This is a genomic window from Nostoc sp. 106C (assembly GCF_002154725.1).
Classification (GTDB): domain Bacteria; phylum Cyanobacteriota; class Cyanobacteriia; order Cyanobacteriales; family Nostocaceae; genus Aulosira.
This window is the reverse complement of record NZ_MTAW01000151.1, coordinates 39,710-50,895: the sequence shown is the minus strand read 5'-3', so window position 1 is coordinate 50,895 and position 11,186 is coordinate 39,710. Positions and strand designations below refer to the sequence as shown.

The 11,186-nt window shown below is 39.5% G+C and carries 12 protein-coding genes; 8 read left to right on the top strand and 4 right to left on the bottom strand.

Features of this window, described 5'->3' with window-relative positions; translation table 11 throughout:
- Positions 1–306 precede the first annotated feature (306 nt).
- Together BV375_RS23480 and BV375_RS23475 are read left to right on the top strand one after the other, a co-directional pair.
- Entirely contained in the window at positions 307–762 is a 456-nt protein-coding gene (locus BV375_RS23480) for a hypothetical protein (RefSeq protein ID WP_086764901.1), read from the top strand.
- The gene (locus tag BV375_RS23475; RefSeq protein WP_086764898.1) at positions 743–1,423 is read left to right on the top strand and encodes a hypothetical protein; all 681 of its coding nucleotides are present in this window, start codon (positions 743–745) and stop codon (positions 1,421–1,423) included. The genes BV375_RS23480 and BV375_RS23475 overlap by 20 nt, the downstream gene beginning before the upstream one ends.
- Positions 1,424–1,635: 212 nt before the next feature.
- Here BV375_RS23475 and BV375_RS23470 read toward each other — a convergent pair whose 3' ends face one another.
- Positions 1,636–2,046 carry a DUF3592 domain-containing protein gene (locus tag BV375_RS23470; RefSeq protein ID WP_086764895.1) on the bottom strand — a complete coding sequence of 137 codons (411 nt, stop codon included), beginning with the start codon at positions 2,044–2,046 and terminating at the stop codon, positions 1,636–1,638.
- Positions 2,047–2,187: 141 nt separating this feature from the next.
- Here BV375_RS23470 and BV375_RS23465 point away from each other — a divergent pair, with 141 nt between their 5' ends.
- Both BV375_RS23465 and BV375_RS23460 read left to right on the top strand, forming a co-directional pair.
- Positions 2,188–2,487, top strand: a complete 300-nt coding sequence (locus BV375_RS23465; RefSeq protein WP_086764892.1) for a type II toxin-antitoxin system HigB family toxin — start codon at positions 2,188–2,190, stop codon at positions 2,485–2,487.
- Positions 2,471–2,869: a transcriptional regulator gene (locus tag BV375_RS23460; RefSeq protein WP_086764889.1), complete on the top strand. Its 399-nt coding sequence runs from the start codon at positions 2,471–2,473 to the stop codon at positions 2,867–2,869. Before BV375_RS23465 ends, BV375_RS23460 begins: the two co-directional genes overlap by 17 nt.
- 127 nt (positions 2,870–2,996) lie before the next feature.
- Here the strand turns inward: BV375_RS23460 and BV375_RS23455 are convergent, their stop codons facing one another.
- On the bottom strand, positions 2,997–3,614 hold the full coding sequence (locus BV375_RS23455) for a hypothetical protein (protein WP_086764887.1): 618 nt from the start codon (positions 3,612–3,614) through the stop codon (positions 2,997–2,999).
- Positions 3,615–3,663: 49 nt separating this feature from the next.
- Here BV375_RS23455 and BV375_RS37120 point away from each other — a divergent pair, with 49 nt between their 5' ends.
- Positions 3,664–3,804, top strand: coding sequence for a hypothetical protein (locus BV375_RS37120; protein ID WP_166507512.1), 141 nt, complete (start codon positions 3,664–3,666; stop codon positions 3,802–3,804).
- 189 nt (positions 3,805–3,993) lie between these two features.
- Here BV375_RS37120 and BV375_RS23450 read toward each other — a convergent pair whose 3' ends face one another.
- Positions 3,994–4,443, bottom strand: coding sequence for an Hsp20/alpha crystallin family protein (locus BV375_RS23450; protein WP_086764884.1), 450 nt, complete (start codon positions 4,441–4,443; stop codon positions 3,994–3,996).
- A 741-nt stretch (positions 4,444–5,184) separates the two neighbouring features.
- On the opposite strand from BV375_RS23450, the gene BV375_RS23445 reads away from it, so the two are divergent.
- The 3 genes from BV375_RS23445 to BV375_RS23435 all read left to right on the top strand — a co-directional run bounded on the left by BV375_RS23445 (position 5,185) and on the right by BV375_RS23435 (position 9,148).
- Positions 5,185–6,093: a hypothetical protein gene (locus BV375_RS23445; RefSeq protein WP_086764881.1), complete on the top strand. Its 909-nt coding sequence runs from the start codon at positions 5,185–5,187 to the stop codon at positions 6,091–6,093.
- Positions 6,094–6,107: 14 nt separating this feature from the next.
- Positions 6,108–8,030 carry an Hsp70 family protein gene (locus BV375_RS23440; RefSeq protein WP_086764879.1) on the top strand — a complete coding sequence of 641 codons (1,923 nt, stop codon included), beginning with the start codon at positions 6,108–6,110 and terminating at the stop codon, positions 8,028–8,030.
- Positions 8,031–8,200: 170 nt separating this feature from the next.
- The gene (locus BV375_RS23435; protein ID WP_086764876.1) at positions 8,201–9,148 is read left to right on the top strand and encodes a nucleotidyl transferase AbiEii/AbiGii toxin family protein; all 948 of its coding nucleotides are present in this window, start codon (positions 8,201–8,203) and stop codon (positions 9,146–9,148) included.
- Positions 9,149–9,244: 96 nt separating this feature from the next.
- On the opposite strand, the gene BV375_RS23430 is transcribed toward BV375_RS23435, so the two are convergent.
- Positions 9,245–10,426: an AGE family epimerase/isomerase gene (locus BV375_RS23430; RefSeq protein WP_086764943.1), complete on the bottom strand. Its 1,182-nt coding sequence runs from the start codon at positions 10,424–10,426 to the stop codon at positions 9,245–9,247.
- Positions 10,427–11,186 lie beyond the last annotated feature (760 nt).

The following is an 11,186-nucleotide window of genomic DNA, read 5'->3' as shown; positions in this document are numbered from 1 at the left end:
TGCTTTGTAGCAGTGTGCAAAATTTGTGCAACCTTTAAGAGCTTGTTAAATCAACATCAATAATCATATCTGAACATATAAACAGAGAAATTATCTATGAATTTATTAATTTATGGTGTTATTAGCTACTTAATAAAAGTTGACTTTACCTTACGATCAGCGTCATGGCAGCTTATGACTTTGGTAGTAAAAAACTTTTTTGTTTCTTTACTTGTCATTTAAAAAAGACATAAAAAAATGTCTTAATTTTTCGGGTGACCAAAAGAGAATGTGAAGTAAGTAATATAACTTAAAGATCTCAATAGTATGTCTGACAGAAGGCGTTCTGACGATTACAAGCAGGTCAGTGGTTATATTCCACTGGAATTAGCCCTAGAGTTCAAAAGCATATGTGCTCGCTTGGATATATCTCAAAGCGATGCTATGGAAGAGATGATTCAAGAGTGGATCAGCAAAACTACAGGTTCTGGTGCTAAAAACAAACCTCCAGAAGTACCAAACACAATTGCCGATCTAGTCAGATTGAACATGACAAAGCTCAAGCGCTGTGGAGTCAAGAACTTACAAGCACTGGCTGAAGGAGAAGTGCTACCGACACCAGGAGATTTTGCAATCATCACCTCGGCTTTAGGTATCCCAGAACAAGAAAGGATGAAGATTTGGCAAGGAACGTATAAACCATCCGTGTATCCCAATACTAAGGGTGTAAAAGTATATAGAGTTTCTGAAAGTGTAAAAGTAGATGAGTGTGAGTATTCTTAAAATCCTCAACTTACCGGGCTGGAACTATAAAATGTCCTATGAAGGACTGTCAATTTTGGCCCCAACCAAACGCGATGCTACACAGCTAGCTCAAAGCTACGGAGAGGCACTTAGTGAAACAGCGTTAAAAATTAATGGTAAGGTACGGATAAAATGGCGTGGCTGTAAGCAACCAATCGAGTTTTTCGGATGGATGGCAAGTCAACAACCACCGACAGCCTCTGAAACTGCCGAACGTATCTTGCAGACTGGCGGTACAGTGTTTTGCAGCCAGCTGCACCTCCCTGATGAGTTGTTGTATCGCATGGTTGCTGCTGCGGATAATGAGCGTCCTATCAGCATCGTCAGACAAGATAACCGTAAGCAAATTATTGTGAATCAGCCGATGATTGAGATGCTGCAAACTCCTCCTGAGATTGCGACTCAACGGGTAATGACTAAATTTTGGCTACCGGAAGATTTGGCTGAATTGGAGCAACGATTACACAACGATCACCAATTTACTTGGACTTACTCAGCCGGTCTTAATGAGCACGCTTGGGCAATCTTGACTACTCAATTTGAAGCTTTCGAGGTTGAAGGCATTTGGTACAGACAGGGAACCTGCTTATCTACTCCGCAACTGGTGCCGATTCCACCAGGAGTGTTTGAATCAGCTTAAATAACAATTTGATTCCTTCCAGAACTCAAAAGTTATCAGGTGTCTCCTTTTTTTGAATAAGCTCTATTAAGGAATTTATTCTCAACATATTAAAACTCTAGAAATATAGAGTTGATGCTTGATGGCATCACACAGGCTCTATGCTACCCAAAACTATCAAATATCGCACAATCGGCTAACGCTGCTGTAGTAGCTATAGGTATTTTTTTATCTCAACGGTAACACCAAAGTTTCACACCAGAACGGGGATGAGTTGAGTTTAGGGTAATACCGCAATCTTTTAATTCGTTAAATACAATAAATAAACCAAAAACCAACCCCAGCAACAGCAATACACTACCAATTGCCAGTAACGAGTAAGTGATGCTGTCGATTTCTCTTTCAATTAGAGATTCTTTGGGTTTGTGGGGATTATAGTAAACTTTCACATTTGTTTTAGGTTGATAGTTTCGGAGTCTTTGCTCAGTTAACGCCCGTGAATTCGCAACCAACTTCCAAAGCGATCGCGCAAGCCAATAATGGTGAATTGCAAGACTGATACTAGGCTTGATAAAACAAACTCGATGAAAAACATTTCTCACTTGCAAGTAAGGTATGAAAGCTGCTGTGAGTTCTCTGTTCATTCAGGAGTACTAATTAATACACCCTATCTGATAAGCAATTTACATATACACTAAACAATCATGTTGACTTTTATCTCTCAAAATGAGAGCATAGAAATAATAATTTTAATGGGTTAATAACTATGATTACTATAGAAATCAATGCATCTCATTTCAATTCGCAAACTTCGTACTGATACTGCTCAATTCCCCAATGTTAAACAGCAAATAGAAAACTGGTATGCAACTGTCAAAAAAGCAGACTGGCAGAGTTTAGAAGATGTTCGTAGAATTTACCGCGATTCTGAATCAGTCGGGAACTTTACTGTTTTTAATATTAAAGGTAATGATTATCGTTTAATTGTCGGTATCGACTATGAAAACCAGGTCGTTTACTATAAATATTTTTTAACACACGCTGAATACGACAAAGATAACTGGAAAAATGACCCTTACTTTTGACCAAAATGCCTATCGCAATCTATTAAGTGAAGTTGCTCCTAAGGCGATTGAGACAGATGAAGAGTATGAACGCATATTGAATAAAGTAGAAGAACTAACTTTTAAGAAAAATCGTACAAACGAAGAGCAAGCTTTATACAAATTGCTAGTAATATTAATTGAATCCTACGAGACACAGAATTATCCTATGGATAATTCTGCACCTTATGAAATTCTGCAACATATTATGGAAGCTAGTGGAACCCGTCAAGCAGATTTAGTCGGAATAATTGGTTCGAGTGGTGTGGTGTCTGAGGTTGTGAATGGTAGACGTTCAATTAGTAAAGCACAAGCGAAAGCACTTAGTGAGTATTTTAAAGTGTCGCCTAGTTTATTTATTTAAGAGTTTTTATACCCTCATTTTATTGCATCAATCCAACCTCAACGCTACATAATAGCCAGGCTGAAAAGCGTAAATGCTGTTCATGCAGGGTCTACAAAAGAAGGCATCGCACGCCAAAATAGCAGTTTTAATGATTACACCATACATCTAGTAGCTCAGGCAACCAGTATTTTGATGGCAAAATCATGGCAGCAGGAGTTTTTTCTGGAGCAATCAAAACAGGAAACCAAGCAGACTTCAAATATCCTCCAGGGAGATGTTTTCGATATACCATTATCGATGTGAAATATACGAGTTGATTTAATGTTAAACAATCGGGAATTTCGACGTTAAATAGACAATCCATTTCATTGGTAATAACTTCACTAAAAGTTACAAAATCTGCCATCTCTGGATGCTCCAGCTTTTTATCTTTCAGTTCATAAAGGTCTTGGGCGATTCTTGAGAGTTCTTTTAGGTTACTGTCAAATACCGGAGCAGGACTACAGACGATCACCGCTGGATGATCCCATTTTCCTGGTTGAAAGAGCAAATTGTTCGCTTGAACTAAGCGTCCCCAGACGACAATACCCTTTCTCAGGAGAATATTTTGATCGCGGTATAAAACGCAAAATCTGCGATCGCGTTGTAAAAGCATCCACCAAGGAGGAATCAGGAAATTATACAAGAACTGCTGGAAGGAAAATCCTTGGCATTGCTCCTTAAATTTTTTGCGCGTCTGATACAAACAATATGCAGCGTCCATCCCAAATTGTATCTCCTTTTTACAGGCACTCAGGAAACATAACAATTCCTTGTTCATTATTCCCAGTGCGTTCCCCGACGGGGTTGTCGAAGACATCGCTACTGTTATAGCCGAGTTAAACTCTAAAAATAGGCGATCGCATTATTGCTTTACTCACTCCACGAAAACAGCGATCGCCAAACAAGTCTAGACTTTAGCCAGGAGTTAACTTAAACATGTATTGCGTATAGACAAAGCTCTATCTGAATGCTCCTCCTGTGCATCCAGCAAGCGTGGCATCTTAAACCATGAATTATATGAAAAAAAACCCGGTCGTCTTAGACCGGGTTTTTAGCTAGCTCAAGTTATCTAAAGAAGAATGTAGTCTCATTACAACTCATTAAGCAGCAGGTTGCTCAAGATTTACTTTGACAACTTTGTTCTTTGCTTGCTCAGTTTTAGGCAATGTCAAATTTAAGATGCCATCTTTGTAATCTGCTGTAACGTTGGTATTTTGAATTGGCGCAGGTAAAGGAATTACACGTTGGAATTTACCGTAGTGAAATTCAGTTTTGGTAACGCCTTTGTCTTCAGTTTTATTTTCTGACTTGCGCTCACCGCTGACATAAACAGCTTTTTCAGTGACTTGGATGTCTAGGTCTTTCGCTTCTATTCCTGGCAGTTCTAGCTTGAGATGAATAGCGTCTTCAGTTTCTTGCAATTCAGCAGCCGGAACTCTAACCAAACCTTTTTCAAACGCTGTAGATGGTACTCTTGTGTCTTCAAATAAGCTATTGATTTGACGTTGGATCGCGTTTAATTCTTGCCAAGGGTTGTAACGAACTAACATATTAATTTCCTTCTTACCAGTAGTCTTTGTTTGGCTGAACAATGGAAGATTTAATTCATTGCTTTGATTCTTATAATATTGTTTAATAATAAGAGTGTAAGTTCGGCTAATATCACCTCAATTAATGATGATTGCCGAACCTAAATATAGGTAGAATATTAGGTGGAGAAAGCTAGAATTTATAGGTTCGGTAAACCCCAAAGCATTTTTAGATATTTATATGGTAAATCCTAGTTCCTGCTTTCAAAGTCACAGTAAATTCCAAGGAATAATAATATGTACCATCTGTCCCAGGAGTGTGATGGCAAGCGGCTAATTGCAAGTGTACTATGTAGTTATAGTACGATTGATTGCTGATGAAAAAGGGGCTAATCGAGCCAGATAGAAAAGGGTTTTGAGAAATTCAGATGTTGAAAGAAGCGACTATTTGCAGATGCAGGGGTACATATAAGTGACCTGAAATAATAGCATTAACACTTAGTGCATCACAAAACTTACCTAGCCAAAAATAATATTTGATATAACTTATTTTTCATACCCGAAGTAGGGGCGATATATTCTTAAAACAATTATCTTTGTTTTAATTAAACCGTCGTTAAGTTATTTTGCTTAGATAGACTTGATTAAACATACAATGCCTTGTAGAGTAAAAATCCTTCTGCCTTCTGCTTTAAAACAAAAGATATTAAATTTTTTAGAGTCAACCTACTTATTGGTAACGTTAAATTCTAGGTCAATGCTATGAAAAAGATTAGTACGCTTTTTAGCGAAGAACGCAACCTACTCCAGACAGATATTGAAAACACAAGCAGCATTGAGCAGATAGTTAAGCTGGTTCAGAACCGACTAGATAATTTTGAAAGAATTTATATTAGCGAGCTAAATTTGACTCAAGTCCGTTTGGCTGCCTTTTTCTTAGATATGCTGCGCCAGTCTATTGGGACTCTGGCTGCGGCTAACCTTGCTCAAATCGTTCCAACACAGCAAAAGCAAATTACTAACCCAATTCCAAACTTTGCCCCCAACAGAGTCATCCTGAAGCTGCTAAAGGCACTGCTCTATATAGGTATTTTAGGTTGGTTGTTTTATTTAACTAAAACTACACCAGGTGCGTGGATGGCGATGTTGCTAGCTTCTGTGCTTTTGGGGTTGGAAATTGTACTGCAACTCGACAAAAATAATCAAGAAGACAATTCAACGTCGCAAGAGCTATTAAAATTACCTCAAGCTGTCCTCCGGGTTGATAGCAAAGTTCTTTTAGACAACCTTGCTGATGCTCTCCACACCATCGACCTAGCAGTCGCTAGATTTGAAGAAGGAAACAAACAAGAAGGTGACCTTGGCGTAGAAGAACTACCAGAGTTATTGGGTTTTCTACAAAAGCTCATGGGCGCATCATTTTTGGATAAACCCCAAATGGCGATCGCACTAGCGCAACTTCTACCACAGATTTTAATGGAGCAGGGAATTCGCGCCCAAATTTACCGAACTAACGACCCCGAAAGCGATCGCAATTATTTTGACTTTGAGCCAAGTATCGACCCTGACACCAAAGATTACGTAACGTTAACTCCGGCGTTGTTAAAAGGCGATCGCTTGTTGCGGCGAGGTCGAGTCATTGAGCCAGCGTATTCCCAGGCTAGAGAATAACAGACAATAAGACTATGGAAATTTTAGAAACAATTGGTTTTGATTTGGGACACGGTGAAACAGCTGTAGCTAAAGCTATAGTGGAGAGCATTGAACCTCCTCAGATGCTTGAGATTAATAATAGGAAAAATCAAATCACGGCTTTGGGTTGGCATCCCAGACTTGGTTATCTGGTGGGAGAACAAGCGTTAATTCAAGCTGGTGTTACCCAACTAACAATCTCTTTCAAGCAAAAACCAAACAACGATCCTAAGTATCAAGAGACAATTAGCACTTTTGTTGCCACCTACTACCGCCTTTTAAAAGAAAGCAAACAAATTGAAGGTGGGGAAAATACTTATTTTTACGTTGGTTGTCCTTCAGGATGGTCAGTGAGCGATCGCGCAGAATACCAAAAGCTACTACAATCAGCTGGCATTGATCTACTAAATGTCGTCCCAGAATCACGGGCTGCTTTTATGCAAGCCAAAGAAGCCGGGAAACTAGAGTATGAAAAACTGCTTTCATCGGTGCTAATTGTCGATATTGGCTCTTCGACCACAGATTTTACTCTGGTTAAAAGCTTACAAGAAATCCCTATAGATTTCGGCAGCAATACTTTAGGCGCATCGTTAATTGACAAAGCTATTTTTGAGCGCACTCTTGCCCAACATGAGCAAAAGGCATTATTAGAAAAAGTATTTGCAGAATATCCTCATCATCAAGCTCGTTGTGAACTTGCTTGTCGCAAAACTAAAGAAGATTACTTTTCTAATGAACAGCTATACAGTGATGCTCAATCCTTTGCCCGTGGCTTCGAGTCTATCAATGAACAAATTTATTTTATCCCCCAAGTTAACAAATTAATTATGGAGGAAATATTGCAGCAGCCTTTGCCTGCACTGGGGCAAAAAAGTTGGATGCAAACATTTAGTGATGCAGTTATTGAGGCAAAAGAGAAGCTAGATAAACAAGGAATTGTACCGAAAATTCTGCTGATGACTGGTGGTGCATCTCGGATGAAATTTACACACCAAATCTGCCAAGAAATTTTTCCTGAACCAGAAACCCTCCTCCGCCCCGATCCTGAACCAGAACGTTGTATTGCATTGGGTTTAGCGCGTGTAGGTAGATGGGATTTGCGTGCTACTGCCTTCAAACAAGAAGTTAACAAACTTGTTGAATCAAACAAGCTCAAAGAGTTGATTGAAAGGCATATTCCAGAATTAATTGAATTGTTGACTAAGCCATTAGCGAATAGTTTGATTGAAAACGCAGTTCGACCCGGAGTAAAAGACTGGCAGAAGAACAAAATAAAAACTCTAGCCGATTTAGAAACCTCAATGAAGAGTCGGGCAGAAGAGTGGCTGCAAGGCAATATTGCACAGCAGATAATTAACAATCAATGCATTAGTTGGTTTAACAATAAAATTCAACCAGACTTAGCCGCCCAAACCGATCCAATATGCCGAAAGTTTCAAATACCTAGAAGTAGCTTAAGGTTTGAGGATAGCATTGACCCAGCTTTTGTCAATCCAGAACTAAGAATTGGCGATGCGATTCTTGCCGACACAGTAGCATTTATTGTCAACGTCGTAATTGGTGGCGGTACTCTCGCTAGCATTATCACTTTGATATTAACTGGACATTTTACCTGGCCAATCGCATTAGTATATGGTGCTTCGGTGATGGCAGCAGGAATGGAATTGAATCGTAAGGGTGTACAAGAAGCAATTAAGACAAATGTTGATGTCCCCAGTTGGCTGCGTTCTAGTTTTTTGAGCGACAAAAAAATTGACGATATGTGCGAACAAATCAAGCCTGAGTTAGAAAAGGTGCTTAGAGAACAACTGACAGCGAATCAAGAGGCTTTTGACCAACTGATTGTTAAAGTTGAGCAAGGGCTAGAAAAAGCCCTTTCCACCAAAGTTCAAGAGGCAATCATTCTCATCCAATAGAAGTAGGGAAGCCAGTATTAGAAGTAGGGTGTGTTATGCCGTAGGCTAACGCACCTTGAATTGCTAATTTTATATATATTATCTATAGTAATCCTAACCCATTCGATAAAAAATCTATTGCCTATTGCTTGCCTCTACAACTAATTTCACAACTCAAATAGGATTGCTCTATGTTAATTCAACCTCAAATTCAAATACCAGAAAAATTACCCTTTTTAGAAAGATTATGTTGGCAAAGAGAAGATAGAGAAAATCTTACTTTTTTAGAGATGCTCAGAATATATGAGCGAGGCTGGCATTACCGAGGAATTTTAGGTGATTTGAGCCAAACAGAAGCCTTGTTTGTGAAAAAATTAGCTCAATATTATGATTCATGGTTAGGAGCACAAATGTTTGAGAGGGAATTTCATCAAAAAATCTTAAATGTACTTAATCAATTAAATGCTAACTTTTTATTAGAATGTGGTGCATATTTTGGTGGGGGAACTCTGGTTAGTTTAAATAATGGTGAATATAGATTAAGCAAAGATATAGATTTTCTCTGTTCCGCAGGTACTGGCTATCGCTTACTGCGGCAAAAAATTGCTGAAAATCAATATAATGCCATCTTTAATACTCAAAACAATTTCAAATTACCAAGAGAAATAAAAGCTGACCAGTACGGTGTAAGATTTGCAATTGTAGTTGCTGAAATTCCGATTAAATTTGAGATTATTATGGAAGGACGTATCGAATTGGGAAAACCAGATTATCCCAGTTGGTCGCCCGTACCATGCTTAAATGAAATTGATAGTTTTGCTGAAAAACTTTTAGCTAATTCTGACAGATGGAACGATTCCTCGGTAGAGTCCAGAGATTTAATTGATTTGGCCGTCCAAAGACTCAAGTCTCCAATTCCTAGAGAAGCTATTGAGAAAGCAGAAACAGCCTACCCTGTGATTGAACCTTTAAAAAAAGCAATATCATTTTTCCAAAATCACCCTGATTATCGTGACAAATGTTTTACTGCTTTGCGAATTATCAAACCCAGTAAAATTATTGATGGTATTGATTTAATGGCGGTGGATTTATGCTTAGAAAAGACAGCTAGAACATTTAGCGAATCTCAAGCAGAATAATATTAGGTCTGCTTAATTTTATTGGCTTAGCCTGCGGCGACGCCTAACGGCGAACGCGTGTATCGGCGGTTAATTATTAATTTTTCTACAACTCTATCAAACTGACTGCGAACCCAAAGCCTCAAACTGCTGCCAGCAAAGATACAGCGCACGCGGTACATGAAAACAACCTTTCCATTTGCCACCTTTGAGGTTTAATAGCACTTCCCCGCGTCGATTCAGGTAGCCAAACCACTCACCGTATTCTGGATCGGCAAAGTGTGACCAAGCATAGTCGTGCATTTTTTTATACCATTCCCAGCACGCTTCACGCCCCGTCAAGCGATAACCCATTGCCAATGCAACTAAAGACTCTAGGTGAACCCACCACAGCTTTTGATCCCATTCCAGTTGTTGTGGTGGATGTCCTGCCGCATCCATAAAGTAATACAATCCGCCATACTCACTATCCCAAGCATAATTTAGGATATTCAGCACCACATCAACAGCTTGGTTAATTGTCTTCGTATCTTGACGGCGGTTGGCGATATCCATGATGAACCACATCGCTTCAATCCCGTGACCGGGGTTAATTAATCTACCTTCAAAACAATCAATGTGGGAACCATCAGGAGCAATATTTTCGTACATCAGCCCCCGTTCTTGGTCGAGAAAATCGCTCATCACTTCCTGAACAGTCAGATCCAGGACTTTCTCCAAGGTTTCGCTTGGCAGCAACCATGCCATTTCTAGAGTGAGGTTCGCTAAAATCATCGGTACAGCCAACGATTTCATCGGGCGTGTACCTGGATAGGTCTTTGTATACTTACCCTTTGGATCATCTTTGCGGCGCAAAACATTGTCGTAAGCCTGCATTGCTACATCCCTAGCCCAATCTGCACCACAGGCGAGGGCGTATTGACTAAAAGCCATCGCCGCAAAGCAATCAGAAAAGATATTGTAGGGCTGTACTAAAGGCTGACCTTCACGGGTGAGGGCAAAGTACCAATTGCCATCGGCATCTCTTCCATGCTGAAAGAGAAAATCAGCACCGTTACTAACTATTTTCAACCAGTTTTCGCGTTTTTCAAGCTGGTTGTAAAGCATGGAGAATGTCCACACTTGGCGGTTTTGCAGCCAGATAAATTTATCTGTGTCATACACTTTACCAGTGCGATCGAGGCAAGTAAAATAGCCACCTTGCTCCCAATCAATCGAGTGTTTTTCCCAAAAGGGGAGTACATCATTGAGAAGCGCGTTTTTGTACAGTTCAGCCAGTTCTTTAAAATCGTGCCCCATAATGTCCTCTACCTTTGCAGCAAAACCAACAGCGTTAATTATCACCTTGCCGTGGATTGACTACAAGTACTACCGACTGCTTTTATCCTGGCTGATCCAAAACTCGCATCACAGCCTATTTTGAAGAGTAGAAGCTATAAGTTATACCATTTCACAAAAAATATGATGTGGATGTAGTAGCGTGGCAAGTCTAAAATGTTGGGTTGAATCATCAGAGACTATTTTTATTGTTTGGATTTTCTAGATTTTTTGAACCCAACGTTTTACGGTTGACGCGCTAGTAGGTTGGGTTGAGGAACGAAACCCAACACTTCAAAGTCTTGTAATTGTTGGGTTTCACTCAGTTCAAACGCCACTTCACTCAAGTCGGGAAACCCGCCCACGTGAGTGGCTCCCCAACCTACGCATCTGTCTCATTTCGACTTTGTAACCATCATTAAATGAGGATGCATTCATACAAATTTGATGCTGCGATCGCATCCAAATTTCTCGCTGTTACAGTTCAGTTAACCACAGAAATATCCCGGAATTTTGTCAAATTCAAATCGGATTCCGCAGCATTTTTTTTGGTAATAACTTCCTTGATGTCTCATGAGATTTTTCAGTTCGGTGCAGTCATATTGGTTGTGAAAACCAAAAGTAGAAATACCCACGATTCTAACAGAGGCTTTTGCGATTTTTTCTTCTGCTAATTCGCCTTATTTATGGGCTTTTAGGATATATTTATTAGATTTCTTGCAAAAGTCCGAAAAAGGAGTAA

Excerpts from the sequence above, each read along its gene's own strand:
- BV375_RS23445 (WP_086764881.1), top strand. The coding sequence starts at position 5,185 with ATGAAAAAGATTAGTACGCTTTTTAGCGAAGAACGCAACCTACTCCAG.
- BV375_RS23430 (WP_086764943.1), bottom strand. The coding sequence starts at position 10,426 with ATGGGGCACGATTTTAAAGAACTGGCTGAACTGTACAAAAACGCGCTT.
- BV375_RS23470 (WP_086764895.1), bottom strand. The coding sequence starts at position 2,046 with ATGAACAGAGAACTCACAGCAGCTTTCATACCTTACTTGCAAGTGAGA.
- BV375_RS23460 (WP_086764889.1), top strand. The coding sequence starts at position 2,471 with ATGACCCTTACTTTTGACCAAAATGCCTATCGCAATCTATTAAGTGAA.
- BV375_RS23455 (WP_086764887.1), bottom strand. The coding sequence starts at position 3,614 with ATGGACGCTGCATATTGTTTGTATCAGACGCGCAAAAAATTTAAGGAG.
- BV375_RS23450 (WP_086764884.1), bottom strand. The coding sequence starts at position 4,443 with ATGTTAGTTCGTTACAACCCTTGGCAAGAATTAAACGCGATCCAACGT.
- BV375_RS23475 (WP_086764898.1), top strand. The coding sequence starts at position 743 with ATGAGTGTGAGTATTCTTAAAATCCTCAACTTACCGGGCTGGAACTAT.
- BV375_RS23480 (WP_086764901.1), top strand. The coding sequence starts at position 307 with ATGTCTGACAGAAGGCGTTCTGACGATTACAAGCAGGTCAGTGGTTAT.
- BV375_RS23435 (WP_086764876.1), top strand. The coding sequence starts at position 8,201 with ATGTTAATTCAACCTCAAATTCAAATACCAGAAAAATTACCCTTTTTA.
- BV375_RS23465 (WP_086764892.1), top strand. The coding sequence starts at position 2,188 with ATGCATCTCATTTCAATTCGCAAACTTCGTACTGATACTGCTCAATTC.
- BV375_RS23440 (WP_086764879.1), top strand. The coding sequence starts at position 6,108 with ATGGAAATTTTAGAAACAATTGGTTTTGATTTGGGACACGGTGAAACA.